This is a genomic window from Pseudomonas borbori, from assembly GCF_900115555.1.
Classification (GTDB): Bacteria; Pseudomonadota; Gammaproteobacteria; order Pseudomonadales; family Pseudomonadaceae; genus Aquipseudomonas; species Aquipseudomonas borbori.
On sequence record NZ_FOWX01000031.1, the window covers coordinates 18955 to 39915 of the forward strand.

Below are 20961 nucleotides of genomic sequence, written 5' to 3' on the forward strand. Positions count from 1 at the left end.
GGGGGACTTTCTAGAACAACACGCTGGGCCCATCGGGGAAATCAAGGTAGGCATGTAATAGCCGGTCTCTGATGGACCGGCTTTTTAGAGGCTTTAAAATCGAACAGGCGATGCAGAAAAAGGGTTACTGGGCTAAGGCCAGGCAAGGCGCCCCGGAGCTTTTAAGCGCAGCGTACTGCAGTACGTGAGCATTAAAAGCGAGGACGCAACGCAGCATGGCCGACGACCAGGAAGCCGTCCCGCTAATGCATCACTCCCACTCGATGGTCGCCGGCGGCTTGCTCGACACATCGTAGGTGACGCGGGAGATGCCTTCGATCTCGTTGATGATGCGGTTGCTGACCTTCTCCAGCAGCTCGTAGGGCAGGTGCGCCCAGCGCGCGGTCATGAAGTCGATGGTTTCCACCGCGCGCAGGGCCACGACCCAGGCGTAACGACGGCCGTCGCCGACCACGCCGACCGACTTGACCGGCTGGAACACCACGAAGGCCTGGCTGGTCTTGTGGTACCAGTCGAAGTTGCGCAGCTCTTCGATGAAGATATGGTCGGCGCGGCGCAGCAGGTCCGCGTACTCCTTCTTCACTTCGCCGAGGATGCGCACGCCCAGGCCGGGGCCCGGGAACGGGTGGCGGTAGACCATGTCGTAGGGCAGGCCCAGCTCCAGGCCGATGCGCCGCACTTCATCCTTGAACAGCTCGCGCAGCGGCTCGACCAGCTTGAGGTTCATTTCCTCGGGCAGGCCGCCGACATTGTGGTGCGACTTGATCACGTGGGCCTTGCCGGTCTTGGCACCGGCCGACTCGATCACGTCCGGGTAGATGGTGCCCTGGGCGAGGAAACGGATGTCGTCCAGCTTGCTGGCCTGGGCATCGAACACATCGATAAAGGTGCGACCGATGATCTTGCGCTTCTTCTCCGGGTCGGCTTCGCCGGCCAGGTTGCCGAGGAACTGCTCCTCGGCATTGGCGCGGATCACCTTGACCCCCATGTTCTCGGCGAACATGGCCATCACCTGCTCGCCTTCGTGCAGGCGCAACAGGCCGTTGTCGACGAATACACAGGTCAGCTGATCGCCGATCGCCTTATGCAGCAAGGCCGCGACCACCGAGGAATCCACGCCGCCGGACAGGCCGAGCAATACATTGGCGCTACCGACCTGGGCACGCACCTGGGCAATGGCATCTTCGACGATATTCGACGGCGTCCACAGCGCCTGGCAACCGGCGATGTCCAGGACGAAGCGCGAAAGAATCCGGCCGCCCTGCTTGGTGTGAGTCACTTCCGGGTGGAACTGCACGCCGTAGTAACCGCGCTTGTCGTCGCACATGGCGGCAATCGGGCAGCTCGGGGTGCTGGCAAGGATATGGAAACCTTCCGGCAAGGTGGTGACCTTGTCGCCATGGCTCATCCACACGTCCAGACCGAACACGCCGTCGTCGTCGATATGGTCTTCGATGCCGTCGAGCAAGCGGGCCTTGCCGACCACATCGACGCGGGCGTAACCGAACTCGCGAATATCCGAACCCTGCACCTTGCCGCCAAGCTGCTCGGCCATGGTCTGCATGCCATAGCAGATGCCCAGCACCGGCACACCGAGGTCGAACACCGCATGCGGGGCGCGCGGGCTGTCGAGCTCATGCACCGACTCCGGACCGCCGGCGAGAATGATCCCGCGCGGAGCGAAGGCGCGGATATCCTCGTCGCTCATATCGAACGGGTGCAACTCGCAGTACACACCGATCTCGCGCACGCGGCGGGCGATCAGTTGGGTGTACTGGGAACCGAAATCCAGGATCAGGATGCGGTGGGCGTGAATGTCAGGATGAGCCATGGCCGTCTCTCGTAGCGGAATTCACAAATGGCAAGGGGCTGCCCCATCGTTCTCAACAGCAGCAGCCCCGTGTACTCAACAGTATTAAAAATCGTCGGATTCGCGTCGCGAGCGCAGCTCAGGCAAGGCGGAAAGTAGCGAGCAAGCGCAGTTGGCTGGAGCCAATGAGCATTGCGAGCTGCTTTCCAACGCCGCATGAGCCAGCGCAGCAGCGATCCGGCGATTTTTTAGCCGACCCGGTAGTTCGGCGCCTCCTTGGTGATCTGCACATCGTGAACGTGGGACTCGGCCATGCCGGCGCCGGTGATGCGCACGAACTGCGGCTTGGTGCGCATCTCTTCGATGGTGGCGCAGCCGGTATAGCCCATGGAGGCGCGCAAACCGCCCATCATCTGATGGACGATGGCGCTCATCGCCCCCTTGTAAGGCACGCGGCCTTCGATGCCTTCGGGCACCAGCTTTTCGGCACCGGCGGAGGAATCCTGGAAATAACGGTCCGAGGAACCCTGCGCCTGGGACATGGCGCCCAGCGAGCCCATGCCGCGATAGGCCTTGTAGGAGCGGCCCTGGAACAACTCGACTTCGCCCGGCGCCTCTTCGGTGCCGGCCAGCATCGAGCCGATCATGACGCAGGAGGCGCCCGCGACTATGGCCTTGGACAGGTCACCGGAGAAGCGGATACCGCCATCGGCGATCAGCGGCACACCGGTGCCTTCCAGCGCGGCGGCGACATTGGCCACGGCGGATATCTGCGGCACGCCGACCCCGGCGACGATCCGCGTGGTGCAGATCGAACCAGGGCCGATACCGACCTTGACCCCGTCGGCGCCGGCTTCGACCAGGGCCCTGGCCGCATCGCCGGTGGCGATATTGCCGCCGATCACCTGCACTTCGGGGAAGTTCTGTTTGACCCAGCGCACCCGGTCGATCACGCCCTTGGAGTGACCGTGGGCGGTGTCGACGATGATCACGTCGACGCCGGCCGCCGCCAGGGCGGCTACCCGGTCGCCGGTATCGGCACCGGTGCCAACCGCCGCGCCGACGCGCAAACGACCCTGGTCGTCCTTGCTGGCCAGCGGGTAGGCCTTGGCCTTCTCGATATCGTTGACGGTCATCATGCCCTTGAGGCGGAACTGGTCATCGACGATCAGCACGCGCTCGATGCGGTGCTTGTGCAACAACTTGCGCACCACCTGGGTGTCTTCGCCTTCCTTGACCGTGACCAGACGCTCTTTGGGCGTCATCACTTCGCGCACCTTGGCGCTCATGTCGGTCTCGAAACGCACGTCACGCGAGGTGATGATGCCGACCAGATCACCGTGGTGCAGCACCGGTACGCCGGAGATGTTGTTCTGCCGGGTCAGGTCGAACAGATCGCCCACAGTGGCATCGGCCTCGATGGTAATCGGGTCCTTGACCACGCCGGACTCGTAACGCTTGACCTTGCGCACCTCGGCAGCCTGCTGCTCGATGGTCATATTCTTGTGAATGATGCCAATGCCGCCTTCCTGGGCCATGGCAATCGCCAGACGGGCCTCGGTGACAGTGTCCATTGCAGCGGAGAGCAAGGGAATATTCAGCTCGATACCACGAGTCAAGCGAGTCTTGAGACTGACATCCTTCGGCAGAACATCGGAGTAACCAGGAACAAGTAGAACGTCGTCGAAGGTAAGAGCTTCTTGACTGATACGCAGCATGGCGGGGGCTCCCAGGCGGGAAATTGGAAGCGCGCCATTATACTCAGGCAAGCCCTTGCACTCAATGCAAAGAATTGGCCGTAATGCCGCGGCCTGCCGCAGTCCGCGTACGCGGCCGTCAGCCTGACTCAGAGCCTGACCTCGACCACGGACAGCGGATAACCCAGTCGAGCGGCGAATTCGTCGAGAAAATCTTGCTTGAACACCGCCTCGGCCCAGTTATTGAAGATAAAGCCCAGATTGGAAAAGCCGCAGGGCTGCAGAAACAGGAAGCCATTGATATCGTCTTCGTGCCCGCACTGGGGACAGCTGAAGGTATCGCTATGGCCGGGCATCCACTCCTCCAGACGATCGAACAGCTCGACACCGACCTCCTGGCGACACTGCGGACAACCGGCCTCCTCGTGAAAGTCGTGCAGCGGGGTATATATGCAGCGTTTGTAGACGATCTCCAGGCCATTGACCGGCTGACCGAAAGGCAACAACTGCGGCTGCTCGACCACCTGCCGGGCACCCGGGGCAACGCCATGGGCCATCTTGTTGAACGTCCGACCACAGGTGCTCAACTGCGCCTCGATGACATTCTGCTGCACCAGCCAGCGCACGATCGCCCGCGCCCTGGCTTCATGAGCGGGGAAACTGGAGATTTTCGGCACTATGATGGCTTGCTGTTCGCGCATGGCGCCCCCTCGAACTGACTGAAAGCCGCGCAGCTTAAAGAGCGCGGGGCAGTGGTCAAGGCAAACCGCGCTCATCCGCTGCTGCGCAACTTTCGCTATATGGCCGGCCCGGCAAAGCCTTTATCATGCCGAACATGATCAAAGACCCGTTCCAACGCCTGAACCTCGACCGCGAAGTGCTCAGCGTCAGCCAGCTCAACAACCGCGCGCGTCTTCTGCTGGAGGATGTATTTTCCAGCATCTGGGTCGAAGGGGAAATTTCCAACCTGGCCAAGCCGGCTTCCGGGCATATCTACTTCACCCTTAAAGATAGTCAGGCCCAGGTGCGCTGCGCGCTGTTCCGACAGAACGCCGCGCGGGTGCGGCAGGCGCTGCGCGACGGCCTGGCGGTCAAGGTGCGCGGCAAGGTCTCGCTGTTCGAAGGGCGCGGCGATTACCAGTTGATTGTCGACGCGCTCGAGCCGGCCGGCGACGGCGCCCTACGCCTGGCCTTCGAAGCGCTGAAGGAAAAGCTCGGCGCCGAAGGCCTGTTCGCCAGCGAACGCAAAGTAGCCCTGCCTGCCCACCCCAGGCGCATCGGCATCGTCAGCTCGCCGACCGGCGCGGTGATCCGCGACATCATCAGCGTGTTCCGCCGCCGCGCCCCACAGGTCGCCCTGAGCCTGATCCCCACCGCCGTGCAGGGCCGCGAGGCCTGCGACCAGATCATCCGTGCCCTGCAACTGGCCGACCGCCAGGGCTTCGACGCGCTGATCCTGGCCCGCGGCGGCGGCTCGCTGGAAGACCTCTGGTGTTTCAACGAGGAAGCCGTGGCCCGCGCGGTAGCGGCCTGCGTCACGCCGATAGTCTGCGCCGTGGGCCACGAAACCGACGTGTCCATCTGCGACTTCGTCGCCGACGTGCGCGCGCCAACCCCCTCGGCCGCCGCCGAACTGCTGGCCCCCGACGCCAGCGAGCTGGTGCAGCGCCTGCACAGCCTGCAGCGCCGCCTGATCATGCGCATGCACAACCACCTGGAGCGCGAACGCCTGCGCCTGGACGGCCTGAGCCGGCGCCTGCGTCACCCCGGCGAACGCCTGCGCCAGCACGCCCAGCGCCTGGATGATCTGGAAATGCGCCTGGCGCGAGCCTTCGAACGCCAACTGAACACTCGCCGCGAGCGCCTGGCGCGCCTGCACACCCGCCTGGCCGGCCAGCACCCCGAGCGCATGTTGCAACTGTTGCGCCAGCGCCTGGGCAGCCTCGCCGAACGCCTGCCGCGGGCCATGCGCGAAGGCCTGAAGCAACGCCGCCTGCAGCTGCAAAGCCAGGTGCAGACACTGCAGGTCGTCAGCCCGCTGGCCACCCTCGGCCGTGGCTACAGCATCCTCTTCGACGAGCGCGGTCGGGCCGTGCGCCGCGCCGCCGACACCCACAGCGGCCAGCGCCTGAAAGCGCGGCTGGCCGAGGGCGAACTGGATGTGCGGGTCGAGGACAACCATGTGCAGCCGGCGACCCTGTCGTTGCTGGATTGACGATTACCCCGGCGGATGAACAGCCTCATCCGCCCTGCTCAGGAATACCGCATGCGCTTGCTGTTGCTGCTGCTCACCCTGGCCCTCGCCCTGCCCGTGCAGGCCGAAGGCTTTATCAGCCGCCTGCTGCACAAGCCGGTACCCGGCGGCATCGCCGTGGTCGACCTGGGCCCGGCTGCCAGCGCACCGCGCGCCAGCTACCAGGGCAAGCCGCTGCTGGTGATCCGGGAGGACGGCCAGCGCTGGATCGCCATCGTCGGCCTGCCCCTGAGCAGCAAGCCGGGCAACCAGCAGATCCAGGTCAATGGCCGTCAGCCCCTGAGTTTCCAGGTCGCCAGCAAGCACTATGTCGAGCAACGCATCACCGTCAAGAACCCGCAGCACGTCACCCCGAACGCCGAGAACCTTGCGCGCATCGAGCGCGAACTGGCCGAGCAGACCCGCGCCTACCGGCAGTTCAGCCCGCGCCAGCCGAGCAACCTGCTGTTCGACAAGCCGGTCAACGGCCCGCTGTCCAGCCCCTTCGGTCTGCGCCGCTTCTTCAACGGCGAGGAGCGCAACCCGCACTCGGGGCTGGATTTCGCCGCCAACCGCGGCACCCCGATCAAGGCCCCGGCGGCCGGCACGGTGATCCTCACCGGCGACTACTTCTTCAACGGCAAGACGGTGTTCGTCGACCACGGCCAAGGCCTGATCAGCATGTTCTGTCACCTGTCGGAGATCGGGGTGAAGGTCGGCGACGAACTACCCCGCGGCGGCGTGCTCGGCAAGGTCGGCGCCACCGGCCGCGCCACCGGGCCGCACCTGCACTGGAACGTCAGCCTGAACGACGCCCGCGTCGATCCGGCGATCTTTATCGGCGCCTTCAAGCCCTGATCCTGCGGGTGGGACCGCACCTGGCTAGCCGAGGGCGGGCCATGCCCGCGTGCGTCAGCGAATGAACGCCCTGCTCACTTCGCGGAACAGTTCGCTGCCGGCCTGCTCCAGCCATTCGAAGGCCACCATCTCACGCGACACTATGCTCGCACCCGCCTGCTGCATGCGGGTCAGGGCCAGCGCCTTGTCCGAGACCCTACGCGAGCCGACCGCCTCCGCTACCACGTAGACGCTACGGCCCGCGGCGAGCAGGTCGAGCACGCTCTGCAACACACAGACATGGGCTTCGCTGCCGCAAACCACGAACTGCGGCCGCTCACCGCCGGGGCGCTTGAACAACTCGCCCTCGCTGACCGCGGAAAAGTGCAGCTTCTCGATGATGGCCGCAGGCTCATGGCCAGCGCGCAGGGCCGGGATCGTCTGCCCCAGGCCCTTGCTGTACTGCTCGGTGAGCAGCACCGGCACACCGATGCGCCGCGCCACCTGCTGCAGCCACAGGGCATGGTCGGCCAGCGCCTGGCAGTCATCGATGACCGGGAACAGGCGCTCCTGGATATCGATGATCAGCAGGATCGAAGTCTCGGCTTTGATTCGCATCAACAGTCCCTCGTCATGGACAGGTCACGGCGCAGTTGCTTCAAGCTCTTCTCCGGCACCGGCTCAGCTAGCTGCCGCCTTGACCCTTGGCACTTGTTCCAGCCGGTAGATCTCGCCGATCAGGCAATGCTCGGGGAAACCGCCGGAGTCGATCGAAACGATCTTGTCCAGGGTGGTCAGGGAGTCGACCGTGGTGCTGCAGGTAATGAGGTTGCTGAAGTTCAGGTTGCGGCAGGGGTAGGAGAACTCGACCAGATAAGAGCGCCCCGGCCCGGAGCCCAATACCATGTGACTCTTGTCGAGGTACTGCCAACCATCGATATCGACCTGCCACACCGACTTCACCGGTTCGCCCTGGCGAAAGCCGAGCACGGCCAGACGCTCCGCTAACGGCAGGGTCTCGTCGCGCAGTGCCTGCTGGCTGCAGGCGGTGAGCAACATGGACGCCAGCAGAGAGTTCACCAGAAGAATGCTGAAAAACTTTGGCTTGTGCATGCTGTGCCTCCTGGCCGGTTGCACATAACCGGCCGCCTCGCTGGACTGCCGACGGCCCGCAGACATGCCCGGAAAGAAAACCGCCCAGGCAAACGGACGGTCGTTTGTTAAGGTACGCCCTCGTCGCCTTCCGGAGTCCTCGTTCAAGCAATAGCCTACTCCCGATGCGGGACGCCAGGAAGACGCCATCAGTCCACGGAGCAAGCGAGGATCGCCATGCAAGCACATTACGCCACTACCCTCGAGTGGCTTGAACGCTACCCCGAACTGCATACGCTGATCAGCCTGATCCTGTTGCTGCTGGCGGCCTGGCTCGGCAACTGGGTAGTCAAGCGCATCCTCGTGCGCGGCCTGTACCGGGTACTCAAGGCCACGCCCCTGGGCCAGGACCAGGCACTCTCCGACTCGCGGATCATCGCCCGCCTGGCCAATGTAGTGCCGGCGCTGATCCTCTCCGCCGGGATCGGCCTGGTGCCGCACCTGCCCGCCGCCGCGGTCACGGTGGCGCGCAACGTCTGCAGCGCCTTTATCGTGCTGACCGTCGCCCTGGCGATCAGCGCCAGCCTGAGCCTGATGAACCTGTTCTACCGGCGCCGCCCGAATGCCCACCTGAAGCCGATCAAGGGCTACGTCCAGGTGGTCAAGATCCTGGTGTTCGTCATCGCCGCCATCCTCATCATCGCCACCCTGATCGACCGCTCGCCGCTGATCCTGCTCTCGGGCCTCGGCGCCATGGCCGCGGTGCTGATGCTGATCTTCCAAGACACCCTGCTGTCGCTGGTGGCCAGCGTGCAGATCACCTCCAGCGACATCATCCGGGTCGGTGACTGGGTCGAGATGCCGCAACTGAATGCCGATGGCGACGTGATCGACATCGCCCTGCACACGGTCAAGGTGCAGAACTGGGACAAGACCATCACCAGCATCCCGACCAAGCGCTTTATCAGCGACCCGTTCAAGAACTGGCGCGGCATGCAGGAGTGCGGTGGGCGGCGGATCAAGCGCAGCTTGCTGCTCGACCAGACCAGCATCAGCTTCCTCGGCCCGGAACAGATTGCCCGCCTGCAGCGCTTTCTGCTGCTCGGTCAGTACCTAAGCAGCAAACAGAGCGAGCTGCTCAGCTGGAACACTGCACTGGCCGAGGCCAGCCAAGAGCCGGCGAATACCCGCAGGGTCACCAACATCGGCACCTTCCGCGCCTATGTCGAACACTACCTGCGTCAGCACCCGGGCATCCATCAGGAGATGACCCAGCTGGTCAGGCAACTGCACCCGACAGCGGATGGCCTGCCGCTGGAGCTGTATTGCTTCACCAACACCACCGCCTGGGGCAGCTACGAGAGCATCCAGTCGGATATCTTCGACCACCTGCTGGCGATCCTCCCCGAGTTCGGCCTGCGGGTGTTCCAGCACCCCAGCGGCGCCGACCTGCGCGCATGGCATGCCGGATCGCCGGCCTGACGCGCCGCTGTGATTGCGCCTCGCGGGCGGCGCAATCACAGCGCGCAATCAATCCAAAACCTTACCCACCTCAGCGCAATTAAAAACCACTAAAGCAAGCTAAACGCGCTTTATCACCAATTTTCCAGCAATGCTTGCCAGCTTTAGCCCTAGCTGGTTAGGGTTGACGCCATGAACGCTAACCACCGCCTCCTTCTCCTGCGCCAACACGCCAGCCTCTGCCTGGTCGGCCAGCGACTGCGTGACTGAACCGCACCGCCTCACTTACCTCGATTTTGCCTGGCCACCCTCCTGCGGCCGCCGCTAAAAGGATTACACCATGAGCATGCTCAAAGACCCGTCCAGCAAGTACCGCGCCTTCCCGACCATCGACCTTCCGGATCGCACCTGGCCGTCGAAGACCATCAGCCAGGTGCCGATCTGGTGCAGCTCGGACCTGCGCGACGGCAACCAGTCGCTGATCGAGCCGATGGATGCGGCGAAGAAGATGCGCTTCTTCAAGACCCTGGTGCAGGTCGGCATAAAGCAGATCGAAGTAGGCTTCCCCTCCGCTTCGCAGACCGATTTCGACTTCGTCCGCGAGCTGATCGAAGGCGGCCATATCCCCGACGACACCTGTATCCAGGTGCTGACCCAGGCCCGCGAAGACCTGATCACTCGCACCTTCGAATCCCTGGTCGGCGCCAAACAGGCCATCGTTCACGTCTACAACGCCACCGCGCCGAGCTTCCGCCGCATCGTGTTCAACCAGGACAAGGCCGGGGTAGTCGCTATCGCGGTGAATGCCGCGCAGATCATCAAGGACCTCGCCGCCCGCCAGCCGCAGACCCGCTGGACCTTCCAGTATTCGCCGGAGATCTTCACCTCCACCGAGCTGGAATTTGCCGTGGAAGTCTGCGATGCGGTGCTCGATGTCTGGCAACCGACTCCGGACAACAAGGCGATCCTCAACCTGCCGGCCACCGTGGAAGTGGCCACGCCGAACGTCTACGCCGACCAGATCGAATGGTTCGGCCGCCATATCAGCCGCCGCGACAGCGTGCTGATCAGCCTGCACACCCATAACGACCGTGGCACCGGCGTGGCCGCCAGCGAGCTGGGCCTGATGGCCGGCGCCGACCGTGTCGAAGGCTGCCTGTTCGGCAACGGCGAGCGCACCGGCAACGTCGACCTGGTCAACCTGGCGCTGAACCTCTACACCCAGGGCATCCACCCGGGCCTGGACTTTTCCGACATCGACAACGTGCGCAAGGTGGTCGAGGAGTGCAACCAGATTCCCGTGCACCCGCGTCACCCCTATGTCGGCGACCTGGTACACACCGCGTTTTCCGGCTCGCACCAGGACGCGATCCGCAAGGGCTTCAGCCAGCAGGACCCGAACGGCATCTGGGAAGTGCCCTACCTGCCGATCGACCCGGCCGATATCGGTCGCAGCTACGAGGCGGTGATCCGCGTCAACAGCCAGTCCGGCAAGGGCGGCATCAGCTACCTGCTGGAGCAGGAATACGGCATCTGCCTGCCGCGGCGTATGCAGATCGAGTTCAGCCAGGTGGTGCAGAAGGAAACCGACCGACTCGGCCTGGAAATGAGCGCCGCGCAGATCCACCAGTTGCTCGACCGCGAATACCTGCAAGCCACCACGCCCTATGCCCTGCAAGGCCATCGCCTGCAGGAAGAGAACGCGACCTGCGCGGTCGACGTGGAAGTTGTCAGCGAGGGCGAAAGCCAGCACTGGCGCGGCATCGGCAAGGGCCCGCTGGAGGCCCTGGTCGCCGGTTTGCCGATGACCGTGGAGATAATGGACTACAGCGAGCACGCCATTGGCGCCGGCACCAACGCCAAGGCCGCGGCCTATATCGAACTGCGGGTGGGCGGCGGCCGCGCCCTGCATGGCGTCGGCATCGACGAGAACCTGACCACCGCGAGCTTCCGCGCCCTGTTCAGCGCCCTCAACCGCGCCCTGGCCCAGGCCGAGGCGCAGGCGGCCTGACACAGACCGCAACAGCAAAACGCCGGGCATTACCCGACGTCTTGCTTATCCGCACCTATGCAAGCCCTACGGGGCCGTAGGGTGGATGACGCTTGATTCATCCACCAACTGCGATGGTGGATGAAAAAAGCGTCAGCTACGCGCCCCGATCCACCCTCCACTGCATCCGGGCTACGTCAATACGAAAGCATCGGCATCCCGATCAGCCGGAAAACGCTGACGATAGGCGGCCAACTCATGGGCCCTGAGCGTTACCCGGAACACGCCGCCTGCATCGCCGGCCGCCAATAGCGTATCGCCCTGAAAATCCAGCACTTGGCTGTCGCCGCTGTAGGCATGGCCCTTGCCGTCCTGACCGATGCGGTTCACCGCCGCCACGTAGCAGAGGTTCTCGATGGCCCGCGCCGGCAGCAGGCGGTTCCAGTGCTGGCGCCGCGCCGCCGGCCAGTTGGCGACATACAGCAGCAGGTCGGTGCTGTGCGGGTCGCGGCTCCAGACCGGGAAACGCAGGTCGTAACAAATCAGTGGGCGGATGCGCCAACCGTTCAGTTCCAGCAGCAGCTGGTGCTCACCCGCCGCGTAGTGCTTGTGTTCGCCGGCCATACGAAACAGGTGGCGCTTGTCGTAGTGGGCCAGGCTGCCATCCGGTCGCGCCCAGAGCAGACGATTGCGGTAGGAGCCGTCAGCCGCCTGGATGATCAGGCTGCCGCAGATCACCGCCTGCAGGTGCGCCGCCTGCTCCAGTAACCACTGGCTGGTCGGGCCATTTTCCGGCTCGGCCAAGGCCGCCGAGTCCATCGAGAAACCGGTGCTGAACATCTCCGGCAGCACGATCAGGTCGGCGCCTCGAGCCTGCTCCAGCAACAGCTGAAACTGCGCGCGATTGGCGGCCGGATCCTGCCAGGCCAGTTCGCTCTGGATCAGCGCCAGTTCGAGATCGGGTTTATCGCTCATCGGGACTCCACTGCCTACACCACGCATAGTTTTTCCGCCGCCTGCGCCAGGGTTTCCTCGCGTTTGGCGAAGCAGAACCGCACCAGACGCAGATCCTTGGGCGGCTGCTGGTAGAACACCGACACCGGAATGGCCGCCACGCCATGCTCGCGGGTCAGCCACTCGGCCATCGCCAGATCATCCAGGTCATCGCGAATCGCCGAGTAGTCGGCCAGCTGGAAATAGGTGCCGGCGGCGCAACTGAAACTGAAGCGCGAACCCGCCAACAGATCGCAAAACAGGTCGCGCTTGGCCTGGTAGAAGGCCGGCAGCTCTTCGACATGCTCGGGATGCTCGGCCATGTAGTCGGCCAGCGCCCACTGCAGCGGGGTGACGCCGCAGAAGCTGACGTACTGATGGACCTTGCGCAGCTCCGCGCTCAAGGCCGGCGGCGCCACCACATAGCCGGTCTTCCAGCCGGTGACGTGATAGGTCTTGCCGAACGAGCTGACCACCAAGGCACGTTGGTACAGTTCCTCGTGGGCCAGCACGCTGGCATGCCTGACGCCGTCGAACACCAGATGCTCGTAGACCTCGTCGCTGATCAGGTAGATATCGCGCTCACGGATCAGCACCGCCAAGCGCTCCAGCTCGGCCGCCGAGATCAGCGCGCCGCTGGGATTGTGCGGGCTGTTGAGGATGATCAGCCGGGTCCTGTCGCTCAGCGCCTCGCCCAGGCGTTGCCAGTCGATGGCGAAACCGGGCAAGGCCAGCGGCACATGCACGCAGCGCCCTCCGGCCAGCTCGACCGAGGGTTCGTAGCTGTCGTAACAGGGGTCGAAGACGATGACCTCGTCGCCTGGCCGGATCAGCGCCTGGATCGCACAGAAGATCGCCTGGGTCGCCCCCGGGGTGATGGTCACTTCGCTGTCGGCGCTGACCGTGCGGCCATAGCAGCGGGCGATCTTCGCCGCCACCTGTTCGCGCAACGCCGGCAGGCCGGTCATGGGCGCGTACTGGTTATGCCCGGCCAGCACATGCCGGCCAACCGCCTCGCGCAAGGCCTGCGGGCCGTCGAAGTCGGGAAAGCCCTGGGACAGGTTGAGTGCCCCGGTTTCCATGGCGAGCTGCGACATGCGGGTGAAGATGGTGGTGCCGACGTTGGGTAGTTTGCTGATGATCATCGATGACGATATCCCTGGATCAAGCGCCGGGCGTGAGCGCGACTGATGCGGCAGGATAGCCCAACCCCCGGAAAGGCAAAAGGCACCCGCAGGTGCCTTTATGGAGCGTTCAGTCGCACGCCTAGCGCTTGTCCTTGCGCTTCTTCTCGGCCTTCTTGTGGTGGCTCATCAGACGGCGCTTCTTGTTCACCTGACGGTCGGTGAGGGTGTTCTTGTTGCCCTCGTAGGGGTTCTCGCCGCCCTTGAACTCGATGCGGATCGGCGTACCGACCAGCTTGAGCACGCGCCTGTAGGTGTTCTCCAGGTAGCGCACATAGGACTTGGGCACCGCCTCGACCTGGTTGCCGTGGATCACGATCAGCGGCGGGTTGGCGCCACCGAGGTGGGCGTAGCGCAGCTTGATCCGCCGGTTGTTGACCATGGGCGGCGCGTGATCGCCGACCGCGTCTTCGAGAATCTGGGTCAGGCGGTTGGTCGGCCAGCGGGTGATAGCCGACTTGAACGAGTCCTGCACCGACTTGTACAGATGACCGACGCCGGTGCCGTGCAGGGCCGAGATGAAGTGGATGTCGGCGAAGTCGACGAAGAACAACCGGCGTTGCAGCTCGGTCTTCACGTAGTCGCGTTCGCTGGGCTCCATGCCGTCCCACTTGTTCAGGGCGATGACCAGGGCGCGACCGCTTTCCAGAACGAAGCCGAGCAGGTTGAGGTCGTGGTCGACCACCCCTTCACGGGCATCCATGACGAACACCACGACGTTGGAGTCCTGGATCGCCTGCAGGGTCTTGACCACCGAGAACTTTTCCACCGCCTCGAAGATCTTGCCGCGCCGGCGCACGCCGGCGGTGTCGATCAGGGTGTACTTCTCGCCATCGCGCTCGAAGGGAATATAGATGCTGTCGCGGGTGGTGCCGGCCTGGTCATAGACGATCACCCGGTCTTCACCGAGCATGCGGTTGACCAGGGTCGACTTGCCGACGTTGGGCCGGCCGATGATCGCCAGCTTGATCCCGTCCTTCTCGCTCGGGCCGGGAATGCGCTTGGCTTCCTGACCTTCGAGCACGACTTCTTCTTCCTCGCCCTCCGCAGGCTCGGTTTCATCCTTGGGAAAGGAACCCAGCACGGCTTCGAGCATCTGGGTGATGCCGCGGCCGTGGGCGCCGGCAATCGCCAGGGACTCGCCCATGCCCATGCTGGCGAACTCGGCGCGGGCCAGGTCGGGGTCGAGGTTGTCGACCTTGTTGATCACCAGGAAGCTGCGCTTGTTACGCCGACGCAGGTGCTCGCCGATCATCTGATCGGAGGCCGACAAGCCGGCCCGCGCATCCACCATGAACAGCACGGCATCGGCTTCTTCGATGGCCTGCAGCGACTGCTCGGCCATCTTCGCGTCGATGCCCTCCTCGTCACCGGAGATACCCCCGGTGTCGATGACGATGTAGGTACGGCCCTGCCACTTGGCCTCGCCGTATTGACGATCTCGGGTCAGACCGGACAGGTCGCCGACAATCGCGTCGCGGCTTTTGGTCAAGCGATTGAACAGGGTGGACTTGCCGACGTTCGGGCGGCCCACCAGGGCAATTACGGGAACCATTAGGCTCTCCACTTCGTTATTTCAGAAAATACAAAAGCCGCTGCAGGGGCAGCGGCCGGAATTCACACTACGAGATGGCCAGCTACACCGCCTCGCGGTGCAGCAGAGCCAAACGCTCTAGCAGTGGGTCACTTGATGGTCAGTGCGACCAGTTTGCCACTATTACCAAAGGCATACAGCCAGTTACCGACCACCAGCGGACGAGCACGCAGACCATCGCTGTCGATACGCTCACGGCCAACGAAACGCCCATCTACCTGGCTGATCAGGTGCAGATAACCTTCCAGATCGCCGAAGGCCAGGTAGCTGGAGAACACTTCCGGAGCCGATAGCTGGCGACGGGCCAAGGCATCGTTGCTCCACAACGCCGAGGTGGAACGCTCGTCGATGCCTTCTACCGTACCGTTGGCCAGGCTGACATAGACGTTGCCGAAGCCCTGGGCCACGCCGACCGAACTGGAAGCCTCACGCTGCCACAGCACCCGTCCGCTTTCCATATCCAGCGCCGCGACACGGCCCTGGTAGCTGACCGCGTACAGGCTGCCACCCGACAGCAGCAGGCCGCCGTCGATGTCCACCACACGCTCGAGCTCGGAGCGCCCTTGCGGAACAGCCACGCGCTGCTCCCAAACCGGAAGACCGCGCTGGGCATCGAGGGCAATGACCTTGCCACTCGACAGGCCGGCAATCGCCAGACGGTTGGTCAGCACCGGACTGCCGGTGCCGCGCAGGGTCAGGACCGCCGGGGTGTTGTCAAACAGCCAGCGCTGGCTGCCGCTGTTGGCATCCAGGGCAATCAGCCGATCGTCCTGAGTCTGCACCAGCACGATGTCGCCATTGATCGCCGGGGCGGCAAGCACCTCGCTGGCCACTCGCGCGCGCCACTTTTCCTCGCCGGAGCTGGCATCGAGGGCAATGATCTCGCCTTTCAGCGTGCCGACGACCACCAGGCCGTAACCGGCACCGACCGCACCCGAAACCGGCAGGTCCAGGTCCTGTTTCCAGAGCACCTTGCCGGTCATGCGCTCGAGCGCCATGACCAGGCCTTCGACATCGGCCGCGTAGATGCTGTCACCGTCGACAGCGGGTACCAGCATGTTGAAGGTTTCGCCCTGACCTTCACCGATCGAGCGGCTCCACTCTTTCTGCAATACCACTTCTTCTTCGAAGTCAGGCAGATCGGCGGGGGGTAGTTCCTTCTTACTGTTGCTGCTGCAACCCACAGCCAAAACGGCCAGGGCCAGCAGTGCGGCATTTTTCCAACGCATCACGTCACGCATCCCCTTTGGCCAAATCGTCGAGCTTCATTTGCAAGCCACCCACAGCAGCCTCTTCGGCAAGCGCTGCCTTGGCTTTTACATAGGCGGCATAGGCGTCATCGCTGCGACCCAAGGCCACCAACAGGTCGCCCTTGAGCTCTTCACGGCTGGCGAGATAGGCCTGATCGGCATCGCCCTCGAGCAGCTTGAGCGCCTCCTCGACCTTGTCCTGGGCAGCCAGTACACGGGCCAGACGCTGACGGGCCAATTCAGCCAGGGTGTCGTCCACCGGCTTGTCGACGATCGCCTGCAACTCGGCCGCAGCGTCGTCCAGCTTGCCGGACTCGACCGCCACCTTGGCGACGAACAGGCTGCCGTACTGGGCATAGTGGCTGCCGGCAAAATCGCTCTTGAGCCTGTTGGCCAGTTCGGCAACCTTGGCCGGATCGGGCTGGCCACTCGGGTTCAACGCGGTTTCCAGCAGTTGCTGATAAACCAGCGAAGCGCCATGAGCCTGGCTGGCCTGGTATTTCTGCCAGGCCTGCCAGCCGAACACCAGCACCAGCGCCAATACGCTGCCGGTGAGCAATGGCTTGCCGTTGCGCTGCCACCAGTCCTTGATTACCGCCAGCTCTTCTTCATCGGTACGCGAAACCACCCAGATACTCCTATTCGCTAAATCGCTTAACAGCCTGTCAGGCCTGCAAGGCGCAGGTCGCCAAATGCTCGGCCAATGCCGCCCAGGCGATACTTTGCTGTTCACCCTGGCCCCGTAGCGGCTTGCAACCTACCACTTGCCGGGCCAGTTCGTCTTCACCCATGACCAAGGCGTAAAGCGCGCCGCTCTTGTCGGCCTTCTTCAGTTGACTCTTGAAACTGCCCGAGCCGGCATTGACCTGCAGACGCAGGGCTGGCAATTGATCGCGCAAGCGTTCGGCCAGGACCAGGGCAGCCAATTCCGCCGGCTCGCCCAGGGCACAGAGATAGACATCGACCTGCCGGGCGATTGCTGTCGGCACCTTGTCCAGGGTTTCGATCAACAACACCAGACGCTCGATGCCCATGGCGAAACCCACGCCCGGCGTCGGCTTGCCGCCCATCTGCTCGACCAGGCCATCGTAGCGACCGCCGGCACAGACCGTGCCCTGGGCACCGAGCTGATCGGTCACCCACTCGAACACGGTCTTGCTGTAGTAATCCAGGCCACGCACCAGCTTGGGGTTGATCACATAAGGAATGCCAGCGGCATCCAGGCGGGCCTTCAGTCCATCGAAATGCAGGCGCGACTCCTCGTCCAGGAAATCCGCCATCTTCGGCGCATCGGCCAGCAGCGCCTGGGTCTCCGGCGACTTGCTGTCGAGCACGCGCAGCGGGTTGCTGCTCAGGCGCCGGCGGCTGTCCTCGTCGAGCCGCTCGGCACGCGCCGACAGGTACTCGACCAGGGCCTCGCGGTACACCGCCCGTGCGGCGCTGGTGCCCAGGCTGTTCAGCTCCAGGGTGACCGCGTCGCGAATACCGAGCAGGCCCCACAGGCGCCAGGTCAGCACGATCAACTCGGCGTCGATATCCGGACCATCGATATTGAAGACTTCCACGCCGATCTGGTGGAACTGGCGGTAACGCCCCTTCTGTGGACGCTCATGGCGGAACATCGGCCCGATGTACCAGAGTTTCTGCGTCTGTCCGCCACCGGCCAGACCATGTTCGAGCACGGCCCGCACGCAGGCGGCGGTGCCTTCGGGGCGCAGGGTCAGGGAGTCGCCGTTGCGATCCTCGAAGGTGTACATCTCTTTTTCGACGATATCGGTCACTTCGCCGATCGAGCGTTTGAACAGCTCGGTGAACTCGACGATCGGCATGCGCATCTGCCGATAGCCGTAGCCATCGAGCAGACGCGCCACGCTGTCTTCGAAGTAACGCCAAAGCGGGGTCTGCTCGGGCAGGATGTCGTTCATGCCACGGATGGCTTGCAGGGGCTTGCTCAATTCATTTCCTTAACGGGTTAGCTGCGCACGATCAGCGCGGCGTCAGCAGCGACTTTCTCGGCCGCCTTCTGGCGTATCAGCTTTTCCAGCTCATCCACCAGGTTGTCGTTGTTCAGTTTCTGCGCCGGCTTGCCATCGATATAGATCAGGTTGCTCGGCGAACCGCCAGTCAGGCCGACGTCCGCTTCCTTGGCTTCGCCCGGACCGTTGACCACACAGCCGATCACCGCGACATCCAGCGGCACCAGCAGGTCCTCCAGACGGCCTTCGAGGTCGTTCATGGTCTTGACCACATCGAAGTTCTGCCGCGAGCAGCTCGGGCAGGCGATGAAGTTGATCCCGCGCGAACGCAGGCGCAGCGACTTGAGGATGTCGAAGCCAACCTTGATCTCTTCCACCGGATCGGCGGCCAGGGAGATGCGGATGGTATCGCCAATCCCCTCGGCCAGCAGCATACCCAGGCCCACCGCCGACTTCACCGTGCCGGAACGCAGGCCGCCGGCCTCGGTGATGCCCAGGTGCAGGGGCTGCTCAATCTGCCTGGACAGCAGCCGATAGGCCTCCACCGCCATGAACACATCGGAGGCTTTGACACTGACCTTGAAGTCCGGAAAATTCAGGCGATCCAGGTGTTCGACATGGCGTAGCGCCGACTCGACCAGAGCCTGCGGGGTCGGCTCGCCGTATTTTTTCTGCAGGTCTTTCTCCAGCGAGCCGGCGTTGACCCCGATGCGAATCGGAATACCGCGATCGCGGGCGGCCTCGACCACGGCCTTGACCCGGTCGGCACGGCCGATATTGCCCGGATTGATGCGCAGGCAATCGACACCCAGCTCGGCCACCCGCAGGGCGATCTGGTAATCGAAGTGGATATCCGCCACCAGCGGCAGGCTGACCTGCTGCTTGATCTTGCCAAAGGCTTCGGCGGCGTCCATGTCCGGCACCGAAATGCGCACGATATCCGCACCGGCATCTTGCAGGCGACGAACCTGGGCCACTGTTGCGGCCACATCGTTGGTATCGGTATTGGTCATGCTCTGCACGGCGATGGGGGCGTCGCCACCCACCGGCACCGAGCCGACCCAAATCTTGCGCGTCAGGCGACGCTTGATCGGTGATTCACAATGCATGTTACTGCCCACCCAACTTTATCCGCGCGGTTTCACCCGTGATATGGGGCGTCACATCGACCGCCTGGCCGTTGTAGCTGACTTGCGCGCCCCGGGCAAAGCCCAGACGCAGCTCCAGCGGCGCCTTGCCGGCCAGCTGCAATGTCTCGCCCTTGCGCTTGAGCGCACTGAACAGCACCTTGCCATTGGCATCGGTCACTTGCGTCCAGCAGTCGGCGACAAAGCTGACATTTACCCTACCCTCACCGGCAACGACGGCCGGCGGCTCGACAATGCCGGCAGGCGCAGGATTGGCGGCCTCTGTAGCGATAGCCGGTTCGCTCTGCGCCACTTCTGCAGTCGACTCGATCACCGCGACCGCCGCCTGCTCAGCAGAGCTATCCAATTCAGGCGCCGCCGCCTCTTCGACGCTGGTGGGCGTCAGGCTCAGCTCAGTCGCGCCCTGGGCTGCCAGCACGGCCTGATCCTCGGGTTCATCCAGCGGATGGATTTGCGTCGTGCCATCGGCGCTTTCCACTTCAAACTGTTCGAGACTGGTAACGGGGGCCTCATCGGCATGCCGCTCGGCCTGCTCTTGCCACCAATAAAAGCCGACACCAGCAAGCACCACCAGCAAGGCAAAACTGACGAAACGCAGGATGCTTTGCGAATAACGCACCGGCTCTTCGATATGCCCCAGGCTGTGTACATCGCTGCCCACGGCATCGCTGCCCGTGAACTGATCGAACTCCTGTACCAGACGACTCTGGTCCATGCCCAAAAGCTTTGCATAAGCGCGAACATAGCCACGGGCAAAGGTATTACCCGGCAATTGATCGAAGCTTCCGGCTTCGATCTGACTCAGGCGCAACGGTGTGAGATTGAGCTGGGCGGCCACTTCATCAACGGCCCAGCCCCTGCTCTCGCGAGCCTCGCGCAGAGACTCACCGGGGTTGACGCGTCGGGCCGCTACAACTTCAGGATGCGCCGCTTTCATCATTGCTCCGACCGATATTGCTGATATTCCGGCGTACCGGGATAAAGACGTTTCAATTGCAGACCCAGACTGGCAGCCGTGTCGCGATCCTCGAAGATGGTCGCCAGGCTCGCGCCAAGCAACAGGCTACGCGCATTCTGCTCGGCCAGCTGGCTGTAGCTGTCGTAATAGCCGCGCGCCGGCACATATTGCTGCTCCTCGTAGAGCAGCGCGGCCATTTCCAGCAGTGCCCGGGGTTGGCGGCTATTCAGGCGCAGCGAGCGCTCGAAATAGGCTTTCGCCTGGTCGCGCTGATTGAGCTTGAGAGCCGTCAAACCGAGGTTCTCGAACACCCGGGAACGCTCGGGGTACATATTGTCCACGGACGCTTGCTGATAATGCTCCAGTGCGTCCTGGTAGCGCCCCTGCTCGAACAGGAAACCACCGTAGTTATTCAACAAGCGGGCATCGCCACTGCGTTGCGATAGCGCCTTGCGGTAGTGTACATCGGCCAGCTTGTATTCCATTTCCTGCTGGAATACCAGTGCCAGTGCTGCATGCGCATCGGCACTGGACGGGTCGAGATCGAGGGCTTTTTGCAGCGGCACCTTGGCCCGCTCGCTGGCGCCTTGCTGCAGATAGCCAATACCCAGCTGGATGTAGGCATCACGCGCTTCTTCACGTCCCTTGCCGGTTCTCATCGGGTCGACATCGCCAGTCGACACACAGCCGGCCAACAGGCTGGCAATTAACAAGAACAGCGCTGTACGCAGGGTCATG

The 20961-nt window shown here is 63.6% G+C and carries 18 protein-coding genes; 4 read left to right on the forward strand and 14 right to left on the reverse strand.

The annotated features are described in order from the left end of the window. Positions 1–250: 250 nt before the first annotated feature. From guaA to BM315_RS19210, 3 genes are all read right to left on the reverse strand, one after another. Entirely contained in the window at positions 251–1831 is a 1581-nt protein-coding gene (gene guaA / locus BM315_RS19200) for a glutamine-hydrolyzing GMP synthase (protein ID WP_090504283.1), read from the reverse strand. 227 nt (positions 1832–2058) lie between these two features. Then, positions 2059–3528, reverse strand: a complete 1470-nt coding sequence (gene guaB / locus BM315_RS19205; RefSeq protein ID WP_090504286.1) for an IMP dehydrogenase — start codon at positions 3526–3528, stop codon at positions 2059–2061. Between the two features lie 128 nt (positions 3529–3656). Further along, positions 3657–4208, reverse strand: a complete 552-nt coding sequence (locus tag BM315_RS19210; RefSeq protein ID WP_090504289.1) for a sugar ABC transporter ATPase — start codon at positions 4206–4208, stop codon at positions 3657–3659. A 134-nt stretch (positions 4209–4342) separates the two neighbouring features. On the opposite strand from BM315_RS19210, the gene xseA reads away from it, so the two are divergent. After that, positions 4343–5722 carry an exodeoxyribonuclease VII large subunit gene (gene xseA / locus BM315_RS19215; protein ID WP_090504410.1) on the forward strand — a complete coding sequence of 460 codons (1380 nt, stop codon included), beginning with the start codon at positions 4343–4345 and terminating at the stop codon, positions 5720–5722. Positions 5723–5773: 51 nt separating this feature from the next. Further along, positions 5774–6598 (forward strand): M23 family metallopeptidase, encoded by an 825-nt coding sequence (locus BM315_RS19220; protein WP_090504292.1) that lies wholly within the window; start codon positions 5774–5776, stop codon positions 6596–6598. 54 nt (positions 6599–6652) lie between these two features. On the opposite strand, the gene BM315_RS19225 is transcribed toward BM315_RS19220, so the two are convergent. Then, positions 6653–7195: a hydrolase gene (locus BM315_RS19225; RefSeq protein ID WP_090504295.1), complete on the reverse strand. Its 543-nt coding sequence runs from the start codon at positions 7193–7195 to the stop codon at positions 6653–6655. A gap of 63 nt (positions 7196–7258) precedes the next feature. Next, entirely contained in the window at positions 7259–7690 is a 432-nt protein-coding gene (locus tag BM315_RS19230; RefSeq protein WP_090504298.1) for a DUF6491 family protein, read from the reverse strand. Between the two features lie 216 nt (positions 7691–7906). Between BM315_RS19230 and BM315_RS19235 the strand changes: the two genes are divergently transcribed. Beyond that, the gene (locus tag BM315_RS19235; RefSeq protein WP_090504301.1) at positions 7907–9151 is read left to right on the forward strand and encodes a mechanosensitive ion channel family protein; all 1245 of its coding nucleotides are present in this window, start codon (positions 7907–7909) and stop codon (positions 9149–9151) included. A gap of 319 nt (positions 9152–9470) precedes the next feature. Next, positions 9471–11141: a 2-isopropylmalate synthase gene (leuA, locus tag BM315_RS19240; protein ID WP_090504305.1), complete on the forward strand. Its 1671-nt coding sequence runs from the start codon at positions 9471–9473 to the stop codon at positions 11139–11141. A gap of 171 nt (positions 11142–11312) precedes the next feature. Here the strand turns inward: leuA and BM315_RS19245 are convergent, their stop codons facing one another. The 9 genes from BM315_RS19245 to pilW all read right to left on the reverse strand — a co-directional run bounded on the left by BM315_RS19245 (position 11313) and on the right by pilW (position 20960). Further along, complete coding sequence (locus BM315_RS19245; protein WP_090504309.1) at positions 11313–12095, reverse strand: amidohydrolase; 783 nt, start codon at positions 12093–12095, stop codon at positions 11313–11315. A gap of 14 nt (positions 12096–12109) precedes the next feature. Continuing rightward, positions 12110–13258, reverse strand: coding sequence for a pyridoxal phosphate-dependent aminotransferase (locus tag BM315_RS19250; RefSeq protein WP_090504312.1), 1149 nt, complete (start codon positions 13256–13258; stop codon positions 12110–12112). 121 nt (positions 13259–13379) lie between these two features. Further along, positions 13380–14852, reverse strand: coding sequence for a ribosome biogenesis GTPase Der (gene der / locus BM315_RS19255; protein ID WP_090504315.1), 1473 nt, complete (start codon positions 14850–14852; stop codon positions 13380–13382). Between the two features lie 128 nt (positions 14853–14980). Continuing rightward, complete coding sequence (gene bamB, locus BM315_RS19260; RefSeq protein WP_090504318.1) at positions 14981–16132, reverse strand: outer membrane protein assembly factor BamB; 1152 nt, start codon at positions 16130–16132, stop codon at positions 14981–14983. Next, positions 16125–16769, reverse strand: coding sequence for a tetratricopeptide repeat protein (locus tag BM315_RS19265; RefSeq protein ID WP_090504321.1), 645 nt, complete (start codon positions 16767–16769; stop codon positions 16125–16127). The genes bamB and BM315_RS19265 overlap by 8 nt, the downstream gene beginning before the upstream one ends. 37 nt (positions 16770–16806) lie before the next feature. Then, positions 16807–18096 carry a histidine--tRNA ligase gene (gene hisS / locus BM315_RS19270; RefSeq protein ID WP_090504324.1) on the reverse strand — a complete coding sequence of 430 codons (1290 nt, stop codon included), beginning with the start codon at positions 18094–18096 and terminating at the stop codon, positions 16807–16809. 17 nt (positions 18097–18113) lie between these two features. Then, positions 18114–19226 (reverse strand): flavodoxin-dependent (E)-4-hydroxy-3-methylbut-2-enyl-diphosphate synthase, encoded by a 1113-nt coding sequence (ispG, locus tag BM315_RS19275; RefSeq protein WP_090504328.1) that lies wholly within the window; start codon positions 19224–19226, stop codon positions 18114–18116. A 1-nt stretch (position 19227) separates the two neighbouring features. Continuing rightward, positions 19228–20202, reverse strand: a complete 975-nt coding sequence (locus tag BM315_RS19280; protein WP_090504331.1) for a RodZ domain-containing protein — start codon at positions 20200–20202, stop codon at positions 19228–19230. Next, positions 20202–20960 carry a type IV pilus biogenesis/stability protein PilW gene (gene pilW / locus BM315_RS19285; RefSeq protein ID WP_090504333.1) on the reverse strand — a complete coding sequence of 253 codons (759 nt, stop codon included), beginning with the start codon at positions 20958–20960 and terminating at the stop codon, positions 20202–20204. Before pilW ends, BM315_RS19280 begins: the two co-directional genes overlap by 1 nt. Position 20961 lies beyond the last annotated feature (1 nt).